General features: G+C 73.8%; 16 protein-coding genes. 11 read left to right on the forward strand and 5 right to left on the reverse strand.

Going from position 1 to position 19,027, the window contains the following annotated elements:
- Nucleotides 1–36: 36 nt before the first annotated feature.
- Nucleotides 37–969, reverse strand: a complete 933-nt coding sequence (locus AC4OXY_RS31850; protein WP_356028891.1) for an amino acid ABC transporter permease — start codon at nucleotides 967–969, stop codon at nucleotides 37–39.
- A 36-nt stretch (nucleotides 970–1,005) separates the two neighbouring features.
- Nucleotides 1,006–1,968: an ABC transporter substrate-binding protein gene (locus AC4OXY_RS31855; protein ID WP_356028888.1), complete on the reverse strand. Its 963-nt coding sequence runs from the start codon at nucleotides 1,966–1,968 to the stop codon at nucleotides 1,006–1,008.
- A gap of 601 nt (nucleotides 1,969–2,569) precedes the next feature.
- Between AC4OXY_RS31855 and AC4OXY_RS31860 the strand changes: the two genes are divergently transcribed.
- The 4 genes from AC4OXY_RS31860 (at nucleotide 2,570) to AC4OXY_RS31875 (ending at nucleotide 5,760) form a co-directional block, all read left to right on the forward strand.
- Nucleotides 2,570–3,793, forward strand: coding sequence for an NAD(P)-dependent malic enzyme (locus AC4OXY_RS31860; protein ID WP_356028886.1), 1,224 nt, complete (start codon nucleotides 2,570–2,572; stop codon nucleotides 3,791–3,793).
- 175 nt (nucleotides 3,794–3,968) lie between these two features.
- Complete coding sequence (locus tag AC4OXY_RS31865; protein ID WP_356028883.1) at nucleotides 3,969–4,934, forward strand: zinc-binding dehydrogenase; 966 nt, start codon at nucleotides 3,969–3,971, stop codon at nucleotides 4,932–4,934.
- A gap of 80 nt (nucleotides 4,935–5,014) precedes the next feature.
- Nucleotides 5,015–5,224 carry a helix-turn-helix domain-containing protein gene (locus tag AC4OXY_RS31870; protein WP_037851906.1) on the forward strand — a complete coding sequence of 70 codons (210 nt, stop codon included), beginning with the start codon at nucleotides 5,015–5,017 and terminating at the stop codon, nucleotides 5,222–5,224.
- The gene (locus AC4OXY_RS31875) at nucleotides 5,224–5,760 is read left to right on the forward strand and encodes a Clp protease N-terminal domain-containing protein (RefSeq protein ID WP_491991472.1); all 537 of its coding nucleotides are present in this window, start codon (nucleotides 5,224–5,226) and stop codon (nucleotides 5,758–5,760) included. Before AC4OXY_RS31870 ends, AC4OXY_RS31875 begins: the two co-directional genes overlap by 1 nt.
- Before the next feature lie 97 nt (nucleotides 5,761–5,857).
- On the opposite strand, the gene AC4OXY_RS31880 is transcribed toward AC4OXY_RS31875, so the two are convergent.
- The 3 genes from AC4OXY_RS31880 to AC4OXY_RS31890 form a co-directional block, all read right to left on the reverse strand.
- The gene (locus tag AC4OXY_RS31880) at nucleotides 5,858–6,913 is read right to left on the reverse strand and encodes a PadR family transcriptional regulator (protein WP_376288867.1); all 1,056 of its coding nucleotides are present in this window, start codon (nucleotides 6,911–6,913) and stop codon (nucleotides 5,858–5,860) included.
- A 1-nt stretch (nucleotide 6,914) separates the two neighbouring features.
- On the reverse strand, nucleotides 6,915–7,910 hold the full coding sequence (locus AC4OXY_RS31885) for a DUF4097 family beta strand repeat-containing protein (RefSeq protein WP_491991473.1): 996 nt from the start codon (nucleotides 7,908–7,910) through the stop codon (nucleotides 6,915–6,917).
- A gap of 231 nt (nucleotides 7,911–8,141) precedes the next feature.
- On the reverse strand, nucleotides 8,142–8,321 hold the full coding sequence (locus AC4OXY_RS31890) for a DUF6104 family protein (RefSeq protein WP_003992906.1): 180 nt from the start codon (nucleotides 8,319–8,321) through the stop codon (nucleotides 8,142–8,144).
- Between the two features lie 195 nt (nucleotides 8,322–8,516).
- Here AC4OXY_RS31890 and AC4OXY_RS31895 point away from each other — a divergent pair, with 195 nt between their 5' ends.
- The 7 genes from AC4OXY_RS31895 to AC4OXY_RS31925 all read left to right on the forward strand — a co-directional run bounded on the left by AC4OXY_RS31895 (nucleotide 8,517) and on the right by AC4OXY_RS31925 (nucleotide 18,907).
- The gene (locus tag AC4OXY_RS31895) at nucleotides 8,517–9,056 is read left to right on the forward strand and encodes a CU044_2847 family protein (RefSeq protein ID WP_356027879.1); all 540 of its coding nucleotides are present in this window, start codon (nucleotides 8,517–8,519) and stop codon (nucleotides 9,054–9,056) included.
- The gene (locus AC4OXY_RS31900; protein WP_491991474.1) at nucleotides 9,053–11,305 is read left to right on the forward strand and encodes a VMAP-C domain-containing protein; all 2,253 of its coding nucleotides are present in this window, start codon (nucleotides 9,053–9,055) and stop codon (nucleotides 11,303–11,305) included. Before AC4OXY_RS31895 ends, AC4OXY_RS31900 begins: the two co-directional genes overlap by 4 nt.
- Nucleotides 11,306–11,414: 109 nt before the next feature.
- The gene (locus tag AC4OXY_RS31905; protein ID WP_356027629.1) at nucleotides 11,415–12,431 is read left to right on the forward strand and encodes an AAA family ATPase; all 1,017 of its coding nucleotides are present in this window, start codon (nucleotides 11,415–11,417) and stop codon (nucleotides 12,429–12,431) included.
- A 7-nt stretch (nucleotides 12,432–12,438) separates the two neighbouring features.
- A complete protein-coding gene (locus AC4OXY_RS31910) occupies nucleotides 12,439–15,885 on the forward strand; it encodes an SAV_2336 N-terminal domain-related protein (RefSeq protein ID WP_491991475.1) in 3,447 nt (1,148 codons plus the stop codon).
- 43 nt (nucleotides 15,886–15,928) lie between these two features.
- Entirely contained in the window at nucleotides 15,929–16,111 is a 183-nt protein-coding gene (fxsA, locus tag AC4OXY_RS31915) for an FxSxx-COOH cyclophane-containing RiPP peptide (protein WP_356027634.1), read from the forward strand.
- A gap of 241 nt (nucleotides 16,112–16,352) precedes the next feature.
- On the forward strand, nucleotides 16,353–17,486 hold the full coding sequence (locus tag AC4OXY_RS31920; protein ID WP_491994668.1) for an FxsB family cyclophane-forming radical SAM/SPASM peptide maturase: 1,134 nt from the start codon (nucleotides 16,353–16,355) through the stop codon (nucleotides 17,484–17,486).
- Entirely contained in the window at nucleotides 17,486–18,907 is a 1,422-nt protein-coding gene (locus tag AC4OXY_RS31925; protein WP_491994669.1) for an aKG-HExxH-type peptide beta-hydroxylase, read from the forward strand. The genes AC4OXY_RS31920 and AC4OXY_RS31925 overlap by 1 nt, the downstream gene beginning before the upstream one ends.
- Nucleotides 18,908–19,027: the final 120 nt, after the last annotated feature.

A 19,027-nucleotide genomic window follows, 5' to 3' on the forward strand; every position in this document is an offset into this window, starting at 1 on the left:
CGGGGGCGGCGCCCTCGGTCTCGTTCAGCTTGTCGCTCATGCGCTCACCGCTCCCTTCGGCCGGCCCAGCGAGAACATGTTGGCCTTCACCTTCTGCCACGGGGTCGGCGGCAGGCTGCGGCTGGAGCCGCGGGCGTAGTACCGCTCGATGTAGTACTGGCCGACGCTCAGGATCGACGTCATGATCAGGTACCAGGCCGCGGCGAGGAAGTACATCTCCACCGGGGCGCCGGAGTTCTGGCCGATGTCCTGGGCGTAACGGAAGAGCTCGGGATACTGGACGGCCGCCACGAGCGAGGTCGTCTTCAGCATGTTGATGACCTCGTTGCCCGTCGGCGGCACGATCACGCGCATCGCCTGCGGGATGATCACCCGGCGCAGGGTCCTGGCGTGGCTCATGCCGAGCGCGTGGGCCGCCTCGGTCTGGCCCTCGTCCACCGCGAGCAGGCCCGCCCGGCAGATCTCGGCCATGTACGCCGCCTCGTTCAGACCCAGGCCGAGCAGCGCCGTCAGCAGCGGCGTCATGAAGTTCGACCAGTAGTCCTTGTAGAACGGCATCAGGTTGATGTACTCGAAGACCAGGCCCAGGTTGAACCAGAGGAACAGCTGGACCAGGACCGGGGTGCCGCGGAAGAACCAGATGTAGAACCAGGCGATCGACGAGGTCACCGGGTTCTTCGACAGCCGCATGATCGCGAGGACGATGCCGCCGACGATGCCGATCAGCATCGACAGGACGGTCAGCAGGAGGGTCTTGCTGACACCGGTCATGATCCGGTGGTCGAAGAAGTACTCCGGCACCGCGTGCCAGTTGATCTTGCCCTGGCCGAACGCGTAGATGATCGCGACGAGGATCGCGATGGCCACGACGGCGGTGACGTACCGTCCGTAGTGGCGGACCGGGATGGCCCTGACGGCCTCCGGGCGGGCCGCGGGCGCCGCCCCGGCCGTCTTCTCGTTGTCAGTCACGGGTGTTGCCTCTCAGTGGCCGCTCGCCTGCGCGGGTCACTTGCCGCCGTTGATCACGGACTGCTGGACGGCGCCGTCCTGGGCGCCCCACTTCTGGAGGATCTTCGCGTACTCGCCGTTCTTGATGATCGCGTTCATCGCGGCCTGGAGCGCGTCGCGCAGCTGCGTGGCCTCCTTGGAGACGGCGATGCCGTACGGGGCCGCCTCGACCTGCTGGCCGACGGTCTGGAAGTCCTTGCCGCCGCCGGAGGTCTTCACCGCGTACGCGGCCACCGGGAAGTCGGAGGAGGCGGCGTCCACACCGCCCGAGCGCAGCCGGGTCTGGGACTGCTGGTCGTCGTCGAAGGGCTCGATGGAGAGCTTCTTGCCGCCCGGACACTTCTTGGCCTCCTGCTTGGCCAGGTCCTCCGAGACGGTGCCGCGCTCGACGGCGATCTTCTTGCCGCACAGGTCCGCCCAGCCGTTGATGCCCTGGGTGTCGCCCTTGCGCGTGTAGATCGAGACGCCGGCGGTCAGGTAGTCCACGAAGTCGACGCCCTCGCCGACCTTCTTGCCCGTGTCCGGGTCGACGCCCTGCTGGCGGTTCTTGTTGTCCGTCATCGCGGACATCGCGATGTCGTAGCGGCCCGAGCGCAGACCGGTGAGCAGGCCGTCGAAGGTGCCGTTCTCGAAGGTCAGCTTCACGCCGAGCTGCTTGCCCATGGCCGCCGCGAGGTCGGGGTCGAGGCCGGTGACGTTGCCGGAGGAGTCCTTGAACTCCACGGGGGCGTACGCGATGTCCGATCCGACCTTTATCTCGCCCTTGTTCCGGATGTCGGCCGGGAGCTTGCTGCTGAGCGGCGCGCCGGCGACGGAGGAGCCGCTGCCGGAGCCCTTGTTCTTGTCCTTCGTCTGGTCGCCGCAGCCGGTGACCAGCAGGGCGCCTGCGACCGCGATCGCCCCCACCGCGGCCAGACGGGAGTGCGTGGCGGTGGTACGACGGGTGGAACGTGCGGTCATCGTGGATCCTCCGGCGGATGGGAAGAGATGAAGAAGTACCGATGGGTCGACTGGAACACACACCTTCGGGTGTCACGACCTCGCGGGTTTACGGCATCTTGCCATTCGGACTGCGCCATTCGAGGTGGCGACTATGTCAAAATCGCATAACGGGTGACCCCCCGAACCGCATCAGGTCGGCGCAACAACGGTCGTTGGCCGCCGGATCATCTGCGGAAATCCAGCACTTATGCCGGAGAATCTTCGGTGTATCTCACGATGTGGTCCATGTATCTACCCGCGTAGCGGCGGCTTGCGCCTGGCTGCGGGCCCGACTGCGGGCCCGGCCCCGCGCCCTTGGGGCGGACGTCAGCCTCGTGTCATCTGCGTGTGGCTCTCTGGTTGTCAGATGTGACCTTGGACCTAATGGACTCGTCGTGGGCACCGTCCGTCCGGTAAGAAGGTTCTTTACACCCCTCATCCGGGGCTCAGGGCGCGTGTGCGGCGCGCCCGTCGTGTATGTGCTCGTACGTATCAGCAATCGGGCCGTACGCGGTGCCCGCCCACCCCTCACCAGGAGTGGTCGACCCTCAAACCATGCATACCTAAGGGGTAAGACAAAGTGGCAGCGGAGATCGTCAATCCTCGCAGCGACAGCAATACGGACCAGGACGCCGGGGCCGAGCCCCTGGAGTCCTTCGATCCGGCGTTCGCGCTGCACCGCGGCGGCAAGATGGCCGTGCAGGCCACCGTGCCGGTCCGCGACAAGGACGACCTTTCCCTCGCGTACACGCCCGGCGTCGCGCGCGTGTGCACCGCGATCGCGGAGCAGCCGGAACTGGTCAACGACTACACGTGGAAGTCCAACGTGGTCGCCGTCGTGACCGACGGTACGGCCGTGCTCGGGCTCGGGGACATCGGTCCCCAGGCCTCCCTCCCCGTGATGGAGGGCAAGGCGATCCTTTTCAAGCAGTTCGGCGGCGTCGACGCGGTCCCCATCGCGCTCGACTGCACGGGTGTGGACGAGATCGTCGAGACCGTCGTCCGGCTCGCTCCGTCCTTCGGCGGCGTGAACCTGGAGGACATCTCGGCGCCCCGGTGCTTCGAGATCGAGAAGCAGCTCCAGGAGCGCCTCGACATCCCGGTCTTCCATGACGACCAGCACGGCACGGCCGTCGTGACGCTCGCGGCGCTGCGCAACGCGGCGAAGCTGAGCGGCCGGGAGATCGGCGACCTGCGGGCCGTCATCTCGGGCGCCGGCGCGGCCGGTGTGGCCATCGCCAAGATGCTGATCGGGGCCGGCGTCGGGGACGTGGCCCTCACGGACCGCAAGGGCGTCATCTCCGCCGACCGGGAGGACCTCACCCCGGTCAAGCGCGAGGTGGCCGGCTTCACCAACAAGGCGGGCATCACCGGTTCGCTGGAGGACGCCCTCGCGGGCGCCGACGTCTTCATCGGCGTCTCCGGCGGTACGGTGCCCGAGGCGGCCGTGGCCTCCATGGCCGAGGGCGCCTTCGTGTTCGCGATGGCCAACCCGAACCCCGAGGTCCACCCGGACGTCGCGCACAAGTACGCGGCGGTCGTCGCCACCGGGCGCTCGGACTTCCCGAACCAGATCAACAACGTGCTGGCGTTCCCGGGCATCTTCGCGGGCGCGCTCCAGGTGCGGGCCACCCGGATCACCGAGGGCATGAAGATCGCCGCCGCGGAGGCGCTGGCCGCCGTGGTGGGCGACGACCTCGCCGCCGACTACGTGATCCCCTCGCCGTTCGACGAGCGGGTCGCCCCGGCCGTGACCGCGGCGGTGGCCGCGGCCGCCCGCGCCGAAGGGGTCGCGCGCCTCTAGGGCACACACCTCCGGACCGTCTGGCCCCGCCTGCTGAGGCGGGGCCAGTCGTGTCAGGAGCTCTCCGCGGCGCCGGCCGCGCGGTCTGCGCCGCACGGGTGCCGGTGCGCAAGAGGGCATGTGTCACAGGGGTGCCTGGTTCCCTCGGCTGATCCGCGCACCTATCGTCGGGCCCATGTTCGCTGTCTACGCCGCCCGAATCGACCGCGACCAGCCGCTCACCGGCCTTGAGTTGGGGGAGCGTCCGGCTCCCGAGGCCCGGCCCGGCTGGAGCACGATCGATGTGCGCGCCGCCTCCCTCAACCACCACGACCTCTGGTCCCTGCGCGGCGTCGGCCTCCCCGAGGACCGGCTGCCGATGATCCTCGGCTGCGACGCCGCCGGGGTCGACGCGGACGGCAACGAGGTCGTCCTGCACTCCGTCATCGGCCAGACCGGCCACGGCGTCGGCCCGGACGAGCCGCGCTCCATCCTCACGGAGCGCTACCAGGGCACCTTCGCCGAGCAGGTCGCCGTACCGACCTGGAACGTGCTGCCCAAGCCCAAGGAGCTGTCCTTCGCCGAGGCGGCCTGTCTGCCGACCGCGTGGCTCACGGCGTACCGGATGCTGTTCACCAACGCCGGGGTACGGCCCGGTGACTCGGTCCTCGTGCAGGGCGCGGGCGGCGGGGTCGCCACGGCCGCGATCGTGCTCGGCAGGGCGGCGGGGCTGCGCGTCTTCGCCACCAGCCGGGACGAGGCGAAGCGGAAGCGGGCCCTGGAGCTGGGGGCCGTGGAGGCCGTGGAGCCGGGGGCGCGGCTGCCGCAGCGGGTGGACGCCGTGATCGAGACCGTGGGCGCGGCCACCTGGTCGCACTCGGTGAAGTCCCTGCGGCCCGGCGGGACGATCGTCATCTCCGGGGCGACGAGCGGCGACCGGCCCTCGCACGCCGAGCTGACCCGGATCTTCTTCCTGGAACTGAAGGTCGTCGGCTCGACCATGGGCACCAAGGAGGAGCTGGAGGACCTGCTCTCCTTCTGCGCCACGACCGGGGTACGGCCCGTCATCGACGAGGAGCTGCCGCTGGACCGGGCCCGCGAGGGCTTCGAGCGGCTGGCGTCGGGGGAGCAGTTCGGGAAGATCGTGCTGACCAACTCCTGAGTGTGGTCGGCCGGTTGGCCGACGGGACCGTCATGTCAACTTTGGTTGACGTGGCGGTCCTGTCAATGTAGGTTGACACCATGACCGATGCAACCGATCTCGCCGAGCGCGCCGGTGACCGTGACCCGCGGGTGGGACTGCGGGCCGTGGCCGCGTTGCGCAGGCTGCTGGAGCAGCTGGAGGCGGTGCAGGTGCGCAGTGCGCGCAATCAGGGCTGGTCGTGGCAGGAGATCGCCGCGGAACTGGGTGTCAGCAGGCAGGCCGTGCACAAGAAGTACGGGAGGCAGTGATGTTCGAACACTTCACCAAGGACGCCCGCGAGGTCGTCGAGGGCGCGGTCGGCCACTGCGAGCGGGCGGGGGAGCGGACCGTGGGCGCCGAGCATCTGCTGCTCGCCCTTCTCGACCGCGAGAGCGGCCGTGCGTCGACCGCGCTGGCCGCGCTCGGGCTCGCGCAGCGCAAGGCCTCCGTGCGGGAGGCGCTGGCCGAGGCCCGGCGGCGGGCCGGGCTGTCACGGGCCGAGACGGACGCGCTCGCGGGACTCGGGATCGACGTGTCCGAGATCGTCTCCCGGGTCGAGGAGGCGCACGGCGTGGGCGCGATGTCCGGCGGCCGTGCGGGCCGGGGCCGGTGGTCGGGCCGGCGCTCCTTCGACCGGGGCGCGAAGGACGTCCTGGAGGGCGCCCTGCGCAGCGCCGCCGGCCGCCGTGACGGCCGTATCGGCGACGAACACATCCTGCTGTCCCTGACGATGCGTCCCGGGGTGGCGGGCGAGGTCCTGGCGGATCACGGGGTGACGTACGAGACGGTGCAGGGCGTGCTGTGACGGGCCCACCCGCCCCGCCGGACCTTCCGGCCGGGCGGGTGGGCCGTCCCGGCCGGGCGAGGCGTCCTTGGGGGGCGCCCCGGCGGCCGGGGGTGCGTCAGGGCTTCGGCTGGTGCAGCAGGGCGGCGATGCGCGCTGCCGCCGTGGACAGGTGGTGGCGGGTTTCGCGGAGTTGGTCGGTGGTGACCCCGTGGTCGCGGGCCGTGTCGCGGATGTCGTCGCGGAAGCGGTCCAGCAGGCGGTCCAGGTCGCGGGCCGGGTCTCCGGTGAAGTCCTCGTGGGACCAGGAAGGTTCGTACTCGGCCGGGAACTCCTCGGCCGGCTCGACGTAGTCGGGCGCCGGGGTGGTGGGGGGCTGGGCCGTATCCTGCGGGGTGCGGGTGAAGCCCCGCTCCTTGCCCAGCCCCTTGCTCCACTCCTTGCCGAAGTCGCCGAACTCCTTGGCCAGTTCGGTCAGGCCCTCGCGGACGCCGGTCGGCCAGTCGCCGCGCGTGAAGTGGTCCTGGACTCGGTCCTGGACATGGCGGGCGATGCGCTGCATCTCCTCCTGCGCCTGGGCCCGCGCCCGCGCCTGCGCCTCCTGGGCCTGGTGGCGGGCCCGCTGGGCCTCCTCGCGGGCCCGGCGGCTCTCGTCCTTGGCGCGGCGGGCCTGCTCCTTCCACTCCTGCTTGGCCCGGCGCATCTCCTCCTTGGCGACGCGCCAGGACTCCTTGTCGCCGCCCAGGTACTCCCCGGACGGGCCCGCCGCGCCCGTCCGCGCGCCCTGGCGGGCCTCGGTGGCGGCCGCGCGCATCTCGCGGCGCAGGTCGCCGGCCGCGCCGCGCACATCGGCCCTGATCTCGGCCGCCAGTTCCGCGACGGACTCGCGGATCTCCAGCTCCAGGTCGGCCAACTCGCCGCTTCGGTCGGCCAGTTCGGCGCGGCCCGCGTCCGTGATGGAGTAGACTTTGCGGCCGCCCTCCGTGGTGTGGCGGACCAGGCCCTCGGCCTCCAGCTTGGCCAGGCGGGGGTAGACCGTGCCCGCCGAGGGGGCGTACAGCCCCTGGAAGCGCTCCTCCAGGAGCCTGATCACCTCGTAGCCGTGGCGCGGTGCCTCGTCGAGCAGCTTGAGCAGGTACAGGCGGAGGCGCCCGTGGGCGAAGACGGGGGGCATGTCAGAGCACCTTCTTGTCGGTCGTACCGTCGGCCGGGGTGCCGGAGGTGTCGGAGCCGCCGGTGGCGTCCGTCGCCTGCGCGTCCTGGCCGGAGACGGAATTCTCCCCCGGGGCGGCCGGGGAGCCCGCGGCGGGGGCGGTGCCCGGGGCCCGTGGGGGCTCGGGCACCCACGGGGTGCTCTTCTCGTCCTCGCGCGGTGGCCGGCGCAGCAGGGCGATGGAACCGGAGACCGTGGTGGCCCGGAGCCTGCCGGTGCCCGCGCCGAGCCGGCCGGTGATCTTGTGGGCGCCCCAGTTGCCGTGCACCCGCAGTCCGTCGAAGGCGTTGGAGATCGTGCCGCTCGCGGTGTTCGCCTCCACCTCGGCGTCCGCCGGGTGCGGCAGGCGGATGGCGATCTCGCCGGAGACGCTGGTGAGGCTGACCTCCGTCGGGCCGTCCGGGTCCAGGTCGACGATCATGGATCCGCTGACCGAGTCGGCGCGGACGGAGCGGCCGGAGCCCTCGACCACCGTCAGGTCGCCCGAGACCGAGTTGAACCGCAGGTCGCCGGTGACCGCCTGGGCCTCCAGGCTGCCCGACACGGTGTCCGCGTGGACCGGGCCGGAGACGGCGACCAGGGTCGTGTCGCCGGTCACGCCCTTGACGACGGCGGGGCCGTGGATGCCGGAGACGATCGCGTCGGCGTCGACGACGCCGACCTCCACGCGCGTGTCCGCCGGGACCGCGAGGGAGACGACGGCGCTGCGCCGCCAGCCCTTGCGGTCGAGCCACTTGAGGAAGCCCTTCCAGGGCAGGTCCTCGTAGGCCACCGTCAGCCGGCCGTCCTCCTCGGTGACCACGAGGGGCGGGCCTTTGATCTCCGAGACCTCCAGGCGGGCGGAACCTTCTTCCGTGCCCACCACGTTCACTGTTCCGCTGACGATGCGGACCCGGAGATCGCTCACGCGTGAGTCGAAGGTCAGCTTCCGGGGCTCTGTCACGGACCATTCGGGCATGGGGACCTCCTCGGGCACGGCGGGGCGAAGCGCGGCGACGCACTCGCGACGCGCCATATCGCGTCTTCCCTATTCACGATATATCGCGGTCGCGGAAAGTCAAGACACCCTTTCGTGGGCCTCACGTGCTGCGGCCCCTGGCGGTCGCGGTACGGCCGTGTCGCCGTACCGCCCCGCCAGGGGCCGCTGTCGTACCGCCGGGAAAGCGCCGGGAATCCGCCGGGAAGGGGACTACTCGTCGTCCTCGTCGTCCAGGCGGGCCAGCCAGGTCGCGAGGCGTTCCACCGGTACCTCGAAGTCGGGGTTCAGGTCGACGAACGTGCGCAGCTGCTCGGCGAGCCACTCGAAGGTGACCTCTTCCTCGCCGCGCCGCTTCTCCAGTTCTTCGATGCCTCGGTCGGTGAAGTACATGGATGCCGCTCCGTCGTTCAGTGCAGGGATAGGGCCGCTCCCGGGCGGGAAGAACCCTCAACCTGTGAGAGGTGGAAGATGCCGCTCTTCCGCCTGAGGAGCCTGGCGAGAACAGGAAAATGATAGGCAGCCGCCGGCCCCGGCGGGCGAGCGGTCCGCGCGGGGCGAGACGGGGCGAGGGGACGGGGGAACATGATGAACGCGCAGTCGCCGGAGTCGACGCGGGTAGCGCGGATCCAGCTGCCGGACGGCACGCCGGTGTGGGCCCGGATCTCCGGCGCGGAGGAGCTCGCCGCGCCGTCGGCGGGACATCCGTCGGGGGGACTGTCGTACACGGACACCGGGTTCGCCGAGCGGGTGGAGGCGAGCGTCGAGAGCCTCCAGTCGCTGATCACCGGGGTCGCGCGGTCGCTGTCCGGCCCGTTGCGGGCGGTGCGGCCGGACGAGGTGAGCGTCGAGTTCGGCATCGAGCTCACCGCGAAGGCCGGAAAGGTGGTGGGCCTGCTCGCGGACGGCGAGGCCAAGGCGGCCATCACGGTCACCCTGACCTGGCACGGGGACGGTCCGCCGGACCCGTCGTCCGCGGACGCCTCCGCCCCCCGCCCGGCCCACGGCCCCGACACCCCCGTGCCGCCGCCCCCGCGGACCCCCGGCCCGGCTTCCCGTACCGGCGCGCCCACCGGCGCTCGGGGGCACGGGGGCGCCGGGGACGGCGGCGTCGGGGGCACGGCATGACGCAGGGGTACGACGGGGGCGCACCGGACGGCTTCGATGCTGCCCGGCTTGCGCTGCGTGAACTCGTTCTCGCGGCGACGGTGCGCATTCATCACGCGGGTGCCGGGTATGCCCACGACGAGCCCGGCAGCTTCCTCGGCAGCGGATTCTTCGTCGCGCCGAACTGGGTTCTGACCTGCGCACACGTGGTTCACGCCGAGGAGGGGGGCGAGGTCGTCGTGGTGTACCGGACCAGCCCTTACGACGACCCGTGCGCCGTGCCCGGGCAGGTGGCGGCGACCCTGCCGGAGCACGCCGGCCGGCTCGTCCCCGGCAGCTGGCCCGCCCCGGATCTCGCGCTGGTCCGGCTCCGCGAGCCCGTCGGCCACGCGTGCGTGTACGTCTCGGAGCGGCCCAACCCGCACTTCGGCGGGAACAGGGTGTACTACGCGGGCTGGACGGGCGCCCGTGGCCGGCTGGAGATCCTCGACGGGTACCTCTCGGTCCAGGGGACGATCAGCGCCTGGTCGCCGGAGGAGCAGGTGCGGCTCGGGCAGAACGACCTGCCGCCCGGTGTCTCCGGCGGGCCGGTGATCGACCCCGTGCGCGGTGAGGTCGTCGGGGTCCTGAAGTCCCGCGCGGACCAGGGGGCGGGCGGCACGTCCATCGGCGTCGAGCAGCTGCGCACCCTCCACCGGAGCGACGGCCGGGGCGACGGCACCGAGGGGAACGGCGGCCACACCCGCGGCACCTTCCCGGGCCCCGCCTACCCCGGCCCCGCCCGCCACGCGGACACCGCCCCCCACGCCGACCACGCTGACCACACCGACCTCTACCAAGCCGTCTTCCACGCCCACGACCGCTACCACCGCGACCGTCAGCAGCCCTCCGAGTCGGCGGCGCCCACCTGGGCCGACATCCAGGGTGAGCTCGGCGCGCGCCCCGGGCGCGCGCTCGGTCCGCACGAGCGCGGGGAGTTGCTCGGGCGGCTGGCCGATCTGCCGCCCCCGGTCAGCACCCGCGCTCTGCTCGGCATCCTCGGATCGCTGCCCGGCTTCCGGCTGCCGTCCCTGGTGCCCGCGCCGCGCGGCTGGCGGGACGGCCTGGGCGTGCTGTACGAGCACGCGCGGCAGGACGAGGCGCGCAGGCTCGTCGTCGGCTACGCGATGCGGATCCTGCTGGCCGACCGCGACCGCACGCGCAGCGTGCTCGCCGCCGAGCGGGCCCTGTGGGAGTGGGTGTGGCACGCGTCGACGGGACTGGACAGCGGCTATCGCACCGAACTCGCCCAGCAGCGCGAGGAGTTGCTCGGGCGGGAGCGGGACGGTCGCGAACGGGCCGGTCACGAGCGGGCCGACGACGAGGCCGGCCGGGCGCCCGAGCGCCCTGCGCAGCATCCGCCCCTCGCGCCGCCCGGGCCGTCCGTGCTGCTGGTGGTGCTGTGCCGGGGCTGGGAGCCCGACCGCTGCGACTGGTCGGTCTCCGTCGCGGACGCGGACGGCGGGACGACGCTGCTGCACGAGACCCAGCGCACCGCGCTGGCCGACCTCGACGCCCGGGCGGCCGCAGCGCTCACCGAGGCCTTCCGGCAGTGCGACGAGCCCGGGCGGCCCGCGCCCCTGTATGTGGCCCTGCCCCACCGGCTCCTGGACATGCCGGTGGACGACTGGCGGCTGCGGCCGGACGGCGTCCCGGTGGGCGTCGAGCGGCCGGTGCTCGTACGCTGCTCGGACCGCGACCAGTTGCCCGACGAGGCGGCGCAGGGCCCCGGCGCGTGGCCGGCGGCGGCCTGGGAGCCGTACGACGACGAGGACGGCGAACGCCGCGACCGCTGGCGGCGGCTGCACACCCGTCAGGCGCGGGCCGAGGTGCTCGACTGCGACGACGGAGTGCGCAGGCCCGTACCGGACACCCCGGCGCTGCGCGGCCTCGCGCCGCACGACGTCCCGGTGCTCTGCCGCCTGGGCGACCAGCGCTACGCGAGCGACCCCGCCTCGCTCGGCCGGATCCTGAACGCCGGGTTCGGGGTGGCGGTCTGGCGCCGCAGGCGGTGGCAGCCCGAGTCCGTGTGCGGCGAGTTCCACCGGGGCGCCAAGACGGTCGTCGACGACGGCGTCGGGGTGGCGCTGCTGCCCGGGGTGGTGCACGGGCTGCGCCGGCAGGTCCACGCGGGGCTCACGGAGGCCTACTGGGCCCATGGAATAGCACTGTTGTACGACGATCCGCACAGCCCCCTGCCCGGAACCGGAGATCTGCTGGAGGCGCCGTGACGCAGCGCGCGCGTTCCCTCCAGTTCCTCTTACCAGGCGTCCTGAGGGTCGATAACGTGAGGCACGTTCGACGGCTGCGGTGGCGGACGAGTGACGACGAGGATTGGACATGACCGAATCCAGTGAGTGGCTCATCTACCGAGGCGCCGGAGAACCGCACGACGGGATGAGCCGGCTCCCGCCGCCACCGCCCTGGCGGGACTTCTCCGGCCGGGACGCGGACGGCGACAGCTCCCAGGACCGCAGGCTCGGCGCGCACCGGCACCTGGCCGAACTGCACCGCCCCGGCGCGGAGGAGCTGGAGATGATCAACGCGGCGCTGTACCTGCGCCGCCCGCTGCTCGTCACCGGCAGCCCCGGTGCGGGCAAGAGCACCCTGGCCCATTCGGTGGCGTACGAACTGGGGCTGGGCGAGGTGCTGCGCTGGTCCATCGTCAGCCGGACCGCGCTCCAGGACGGGCTCTACCACTACGACGCCATCGCCCGACTGCAGGACGTCCAGATCGCGGCGCAGGGGGGCCACGGCGGCGCGGCCGGCAGCCCTGGGGCCGTGGAGGCCATCGGCAGCTACATCCGGCTCGGGCCCCTCGGCACCGCCCTGCTGCCCTCGGACACGCCGCGCGTGCTGCTCATCGACGAGCTGGACAAGAGCGACATCGACCTGCCCAACGACCTGCTGAACGTGCTGGAGGAGGGCGAGTTCGAGATACCCGAGCTCCAGCGCATCGCCGACCGGCTGCCCGGCGGCGAGGCCGAGGTGCTCACCGCCGACGGCGCCAGGGTCCGGGTGCGCGACGGCCGGGTGCGCTGCCGCGCCTTCCCGTTCGTGGTCCTCACCAGCAACGGGGAGCGCGACTTCCCGGCGCCGCTGATGCGCCGGTGCATCCACCTGGAGCTGGACCGGCCCGACCACAACCGGCTCGCCACCTTCGTCCGCGCCCACCTCGGTGACGAGGCCGCACGGGCGGGCGACGACCTGATCGCCCGCTTCCTGGAGCGTTCCCGCAGCGAACTCCTCGCCGCCGACCAGCTGTTGAACGCGATCCACCTCACCGCAGCCGCCGCCCCGCCGAGCCGCGAGCGCCTCGCCGATCTGCTCATCCAGCGACTCGACCGTTCGAGGTGAGGCGCTGATGCCCGACGCAGCGGCACGCCACGGCCCGGTCCCGCCGGACCCCTCCGACCGACCCGGCACATCCGCCCCCGCCGACCGTCCCGACCCGGGCGGCGGTGGTCTCCTGGCCGAACTCGTATGCCGGTTGCGGGAGATCGGGATGGACCCCGATGCCGTGGAGCTGAGCGACGCGCTGTGGCTGGCGCGCTGGGCCGGGGCGGAGGACGAGGGCGACGGTGAGGGGGCTGCCGCCGACGGGGGCCAGGGCTCGCCGGGGACGGCAACGGGGGCGGGCGAGGCCGTGCCTGGACCGGGCGGTGGGGGGCCGGCCGAGCCGGATGCCGCGCGGCCCGCCCCGTGGGTGGAGCCGGAGGCGGACGTCCCTGTTCCCGACCGGCGTGTGACGCTGTACCCGTTGCCGCGGGACGGCGCCCCGAGCACCCGCGCGACCGGGCGGATCAAGGCACTGCCGATCGGCGTGCCCGCCGCCCCGGCGCTGCCCTCCCTCCTCGAACTCCAGCGCGCCCTGCGGCCGTTGCAGGCCTACCGCAGCGCCGCACCGGCGCTGCGCACCCGGTTGGACGAGACGGCCACCGCCGAACTGAGCGCCCGCGCGGGCGGCCTGATCCTGCCCGTGCACCGCGCGGTGACCCGCCGGGACGCCCGGCTCCAGCTGGTGCTCGACGCGGCGCCCTCGATGCGGGTGTGGGACCGGATGTTCGCCGAACTCCACCAGGCCTTCGCCCAGTTGGGTGCCTTCGGGGACATCCAGGTCAGTCATCTGCACGCCGGCCCGGACGGCGAGCCCGCGGTCAGCCGCAGCGCGGACCCCCACGCGGCCCCGCTGCACACCGTGGAGCGGCTGAGCGACCCCACCGGCCGCCGGATCACCCTGCTGGTCAGCGACTGCGCGGGCGAGCTCTGGCGCGCCGGCCGGGCGCACCGGCTGCTGCACCACCTCGCCCGCCTCGCCCCCGTCGCGGTGCTCCAGCCGCTCCCGCAGCGCCTGTGGAACCGCACCCTGCTGCCCGTGACGTACGGCGAACTGACCCGCGGCGACACCCTGGGCGGCACGACCCTGCGCGTGCGCACCCCCGGCGGCGCCCCCGTGGTCCCGCCGCCGGGCGTGCTGCCCGTACCGGTGCTGCCGCCCGAGCCGGTGGCCCTCGGCGCGTGGGCCCGGCTGCTGTCCGGGGCCGGCACCGGACCGGTGCCGGGCGCGGTGGGCTGGGTGCGCCCGGACCAGCCGCCCGCCCCGGAGGCGCGCCGTACGCGCAGGCCGACGTCGGTGGAGCGGATCAGCCGGTTCCGTGCCGCGGCCTCGCCGACCGCCGGCCGGCTCGCCGTCTATCTGGCGGCCGCCCCGCTGTGCCTGCCGGTGATGCAGCTGGTGCAGCGCACCATGCTGCCCGGCTCCGGCCCCTCCGAACTCGCCGAGGTACTGCTCGGCGGCCTCGTCCGGCGCGCCGAGGAGGACTACGGGCCGGACGCCGCCCAGTGGTACGAGATGGACCCCGACGTGCGCGAGGCACTGCTGTCGACGCTCGGCCGGGACGAGGCCGTTTTAGTCCTCAAGCATTGTTCCGAGTACATCGAACAGCACTTCGGCAAGGGCGGCGCCAACTTCCCGGCCCTGGCCCTCGCCCAGCTCGGCGGCGCGGCCGACGCCGAGGCGCAGACGCGTCAGCCGCGGGAGCGCGCCACGGCGCCGGCGCCCGCCTACGCGCCCCGCACCGGCTACCCCGCCGCGGAGAACGGTGACAACGGGGACGCGACGCTGGTCCCGCAGCCCTTCGCCGAGGTCGCGGCGCGGGTGCTGGAGCGCTTCATGCCGCTGCCCGAACCGTTCCGCGGCGAGACACCCGGGGAACGGCCCACGCATCCGGCGGTGGTCCGGGCCCGCACCCTGCTCGCCCGCTTCGACGCCGAGGGCATGGTGCAGGACGCGATCGACGCCGTACAACTGCTGCGCGGCGCCACCGAGCACGAGCGTCCGGCCGGGGCCGACCCCGAGCTGTGGGCCGAGTACGCCTACGCCACGCTGCGGCTGTGGGAGGTGCAGGGCGGGGCCGAGCTGCTGCGGGAGGCCGAGACGGCCGCCGAGCAGGCCGTGGCGCACCCCCACGCGCTGCGCGAGCGGGCGGCGCTCGCCCGGGTGCTGCGCGCCGCCGCCACCGACCGCAGGCGCCGCGGCGACCAGCACGGTGCCCTGGGCCTGCTGCGCCGCGCCGACCGGGAGTACGCGGTGGCCTGCGCCGCGCCCGGACTGGACCCGAAGGAGGCACTGCGGCTGACCCTGGAGCGGGTGGGCGCGCTGGAGACGCAGTGGCACCTCGGCGGCGACGACAGCGCGCTGCTCCAGGGCGCGGTCGGCATGCTGGAGGCGTTCGCCGACATCTGGCCCGACCGCCGGGACCGCCCGCCCGAACTGCCGCTCGCCCACGGCCGGTTGCTGCTCCGCCTCGCGGCCGCCACGACCGACCCGGAGCAGGCCCGCGGCTATGCCGAGCAGGCCTGCGGATCCCTGCGCGACGCGCTGGCGACCGAGGAGGCGCACGAGAGCCCGGGCGGCACCGGTCGTGCCCGGGAACGCGTCCGGGCCCGCCTCGACCTGGTCGACGCCCTGCTGACGTCGGGCGGGGACCTGGCCGAGGCCCAGGACCACGTCGAGGAGGCGCTGGCGAGCACCAGCAGCCGCAGCCTGCGCTCCCTCCTGCACGTGCGCGCCGGACGCGTCCGCATCGCCCGGTACACCGAGTCGGGGGACCTGCGCGAACTGCGCGACGCCGCCGACGCGTTCGCCCTGGCGGCCGCGGACGTGCCGCGGGACGCGGCCGGCTACTCCGACGTCCTCGCCGAGTGGGGCGAGGCGCTGCTGCGCCGCGCGGTCGCGGAGAGCGGGGCCCGCGCGTGGGAGCCGTTGTCCCAGGCGATCCGCGTGCTGCGGGACTGCCGTACGGAGACCCCCACGGGCAGCCGGCACACGGCGTACCGGCTGCTGATGCTGGGCCGCGCGCTGATCCTGCGCTACCGGCTGCGCGGTGACCGGGTCGACCTGCGGGAGGCGGAGCACCTCTTCGGCCTGGCCGCGGCGGACGCGGCCGACGCGCTGCTGGCCGCCCGCTGCCGGCTGGAGCTGGGGCAGACGCAGTACGAGGCCTACCGCAGCCTCGGCCGGCCCACCCGCCTGGACGACGCGGTGGACGCCTTCCGCTCGGCGGCCGAATCCGCGCGGGACGCCGAGGAGGAGGCCGAAACCGAGCGCCGGCGGCTGGACGCGGTGGAGCTGGGTGCGCAGGCGCACCACTGGCGGGGTATGTCCTACGAGGCGGCCGCCCGCCCCCGCGCGGCCCGCGAGGCCTACCGGGCGGCGCGCACCGAGTGGTCGAGGCTGCCCGACCCGAGCCTCGGCACGGGCGGACCGACGGCGGCGGACACGGCGGAGCGGCTGGCCGAGCTGGAATGAGCACACCGGCGGAACAACGCCGGAAAAGGAGAGGGGAACGGGGATGGGCGCACGGGACGGGACACCCCCGCCGGAGAACGACGGACCACTGCCGGACCTGCTGGCGCTGGACCTGGAGGAGCTGCGCACGGTCGAGCATCCGGTCCTGAAGGAGGTGCTGGCGGGCCTGCGGGAGCGGGCGGAGCGCCCGAGCGAGATGCTCTGGGGTTTCACCAACTGTCTCTGAACCCCGGTGACCGCCTCCGCATCCCGGTCAACCAGGAGCAGAAGAAGCCAACTTCGGCCGTCGGGGGTTTGCGCCCGGCCACTGGCCGGGAATGCGCGTCCATACGGGCGGAGAGAGCCGTGGCCCGCGCTCGAATCGCAGCCGGCGGGGCGTACGGCATGGGGGTGCTGGAGTGTCCGAAAACACCGCCGACACGCCCGTGGCCCAGCCTCCCCGCCCCTTCCGGCAGTTCATCGTCAAGATGCACGGCCGCTGCAACCTCGCCTGCCGCTACTGCTACCTGTACGAGGGCCCCGACCACACCTGGCGCACCCGTCCGGCCGCCGCCCCCGCCGAGGTCCTGGCCCGCACCGCGGACCGCGTCGCCGAGCACGCGCGTGCCCACGCCCTGAGCACCGTCTCCCTCGTCCTGCACGGCGGAGAGCCCCTGCTGGCCGGCGTGGACACGCTCGCCCGCTTCACCGACGACGTCCGCGCCCGCGTCCCGGCCGGCTGCGCGGTGCGGGCCACCGTGCAGACCAACGCCACCCTGCTGACCCACGCGCGCATGACCGTCCTCGACCGGCACGGCATCCGCGTCGGCATCAGCCTCGACGGCGGCCGCCCCGCGCACAACGCCCGGCGCGTCGACCACGCCGGCCGGCCCTCCTGGCCCGCCGCGGCACGCGGTGCCCGGCTGGTCGCCGAGCACTTCCCGCGGTCGTACGCCGGTGTCCTCACCGTCGTCGACCCCACGAGCGACCCGGTCGACACGTACGAGTCGCTGCTCGCGCTCGGTCCGCCCGCGCTGGATCTGCTGCTGCCGCACGGCAACTGGTCCGCGCCGCCGCCGCACTGGGGTGAGGCGCGGTACGGCGCCTGGCTGTGCCGGGTCTTCGACCGCTGGTGGTCGGCCGGGCGGCGCGAGACGCGGGTGCGGCTCTTCGAGGAGTGCCTGGCGCTGCTGCTCGGCCTGCCGGCCGCCACCGAGTCGCTCGGGCTCCAGCCCTTCGACGCCGTCGTGGTCGAGACGGACGGCTCGATCGAGCAGGTCGACTCGCTGAAGTCGGCGTACGAGGGCGCCGCCGCGACCGGACTGGACGTCTTCCGGCACGACTTCGACCGGGCGCTCGCCCACCCCGGCGTCGCCGCCCGGCAGGCCGGACCGGACGCCCTGGCCGACCGCTGCCGGGCCTGTCCGCTGCTCACGGTGTGCGGCGGCGGCCACTACGCCCACCGCTACCGGGCCGGACAGGGCTTTCGGAACCCGTCCGTGTACTGCGCGGACCTCCAGCACTTCATCCAGCACGTGGCCGGCCGGCTGGCCGGGGGGACCCGGGACACCCGCAGTACCCGCCCGGTGGTTCCGGCGTCATCCGAAGGGGGCACCCCGTGATACCTCCGGCGGTCCCGGACCGGGCACTTGCCGAGCTGAGCCGCACCGAGGGCGGCCCGGACACCCTCGCGCTGCTCGTCCGCGACCAGGACACCCGACGACTGCTCATGCTCCGTGCCGTGCTCGACGCCGCCGAGGCCGCCGACCCCGCCGTCTGCCCCGGCGCGGCGAAACGCCGGCTGCGCGAGGACTGGGCGCTGCTGACGGCGGCGGACCGGGCGGGCGACGGCGGCGCGCACTCCGCGGCGCGGGCCCGCCTCACCCATCCGCTGCTGGGACCCTGGGCCCGGCGCGTCCTGGCCGGACTGAACCCCCGCGACGGCCGCCCCACGGCACAGGACCGCACCGAACTCCTGCGGGACCTGGCCCACTTCAGCGCGGTCGCCGTGGCCGCCGCGGCCCGCGCCGGGCTGCCGTTCACCACCGACCTCACCGCCCGCGACGGCGTGCTGACCCTGCCCTCCCTCGGCGCCCTGCGCACGCACGAGCGGGACGACGTACGGATCGAAGTCCGGCACGCCGACGGCCGGCTGACCCTGCGCCGGCCGGAGGCGCCCGAGGTCACCGTGTGCCCGGAGCACCTCACCGGCGCCTGGTCCGCGACCCCCGCCTGGATTCCGGCCCACGCCCTGCCCGGCCTCGTGCCCGGCGCCGCCCCCATGCCGCTGGACGACCTCGACCCCTACCGCGTCCCGCCCCGCGAGCCCGACCAGCACGCGCTGAGCGGACCCATGGCCCCCGACGACGCCGAGCGCAAACGCTGGCTGCAGGCCTGGTCCGGCACCGCCGCCGTACTGCGCGGCGCGGGCGAGCACCGGCTCGCCGAGACGCTCGCCCTGCTGCGCTGCCTGGTCCCGCTGGAGCCGCCCCCCGGCGCCGCCGGCCGCGGCGGCTGCAGCGCGACCCGGCGCGAGGCGTTCGGCGCGCTCCTCAGCAGCACGCCCGCGAGCCCGGTGGCCTTCGCCGCGACCCTCGTGCACGAGGTGCAGCACACCAAACTCGCCGCGCTCAGCGAGCTGGTGGAACTGCACCGGGCCGGCCCCGAGGCCCGCTACTTCGCCCCCTGGCGCCCCGACCCGCGGCCGTACGACGGCCTCCTCCAGGGCGCCTACTCCCACCTGGCGATGGCGGACTTCTTCCAGCGCCGGGCGCTCGCGGACCCCGACCGGGGGGCGGCCGCATGGGCGGAACACGCCCGCTACCACGCCATGGTCGGCGCCGCCCTGCCCGCGCTCGCCGGCTCGCCCGACCTGACACCGGCCGGCCGGCGCTTCGTCGACGCCATGGCCGCCGTCCACGAACGGCTCGCCGCGCGCCCGGCACCCCGGGGGTACACCGCACGCGCCCAGGCGTACGTCAAGGCCGTACGGAACCTGTGGCGGCAGCGGCAGCCTCCGGCGCCTCCGTTCACGAATCGGTGAAAGGCCGATCGGCAAAATACAGACTTCCCGCCCCGCACTGCGGGAAGATCGTCGGGCCCAGGCACGGCGCTGCCGCAGTCGCCGGACTCCCCAGAGCCGCGCCGAGGTTCTACGATTTCA

The sequence above is a fragment of the Streptomyces sp. HUAS MG56 genome, assembly GCF_058673395.1.

What these genes read in the sequence shown, in the direction of transcription:
- AC4OXY_RS31885 (WP_491991473.1), bottom strand. Translation starts at nt 7,910, where the DNA reads ATGCCCGAATGGTCCGTGACAGAGCCCCGGAAGCTGACCTTCGACTCA.
- AC4OXY_RS31880 (WP_376288867.1), bottom strand. Translation starts at nt 6,913, where the DNA reads ATGCCCCCCGTCTTCGCCCACGGGCGCCTCCGCCTGTACCTGCTCAAG.
- AC4OXY_RS31895 (WP_356027879.1), top strand. Translation starts at nt 8,517, where the DNA reads ATGAACGCGCAGTCGCCGGAGTCGACGCGGGTAGCGCGGATCCAGCTG.
- AC4OXY_RS31905 (WP_356027629.1), top strand. Translation starts at nt 11,415, where the DNA reads ATGACCGAATCCAGTGAGTGGCTCATCTACCGAGGCGCCGGAGAACCG.
- AC4OXY_RS31865 (WP_356028883.1), top strand. Translation starts at nt 3,969, where the DNA reads ATGTTCGCTGTCTACGCCGCCCGAATCGACCGCGACCAGCCGCTCACC.
- AC4OXY_RS31910 (WP_491991475.1), top strand. Translation starts at nt 12,439, where the DNA reads ATGCCCGACGCAGCGGCACGCCACGGCCCGGTCCCGCCGGACCCCTCC.
- fxsA (WP_356027634.1), top strand. Translation starts at nt 15,929, where the DNA reads ATGGGCGCACGGGACGGGACACCCCCGCCGGAGAACGACGGACCACTG.
- AC4OXY_RS31900 (WP_491991474.1), top strand. Translation starts at nt 9,053, where the DNA reads ATGACGCAGGGGTACGACGGGGGCGCACCGGACGGCTTCGATGCTGCC.
- AC4OXY_RS31875 (WP_491991472.1), top strand. Translation starts at nt 5,224, where the DNA reads ATGTTCGAACACTTCACCAAGGACGCCCGCGAGGTCGTCGAGGGCGCG.
- AC4OXY_RS31890 (WP_003992906.1), bottom strand. Translation starts at nt 8,321, where the DNA reads ATGTACTTCACCGACCGAGGCATCGAAGAACTGGAGAAGCGGCGCGGC.
- AC4OXY_RS31870 (WP_037851906.1), top strand. Translation starts at nt 5,015, where the DNA reads ATGACCGATGCAACCGATCTCGCCGAGCGCGCCGGTGACCGTGACCCG.
- AC4OXY_RS31855 (WP_356028888.1), bottom strand. Translation starts at nt 1,968, where the DNA reads ATGACCGCACGTTCCACCCGTCGTACCACCGCCACGCACTCCCGTCTG.
- AC4OXY_RS31920 (WP_491994668.1), top strand. Translation starts at nt 16,353, where the DNA reads ATGCACGGCCGCTGCAACCTCGCCTGCCGCTACTGCTACCTGTACGAG.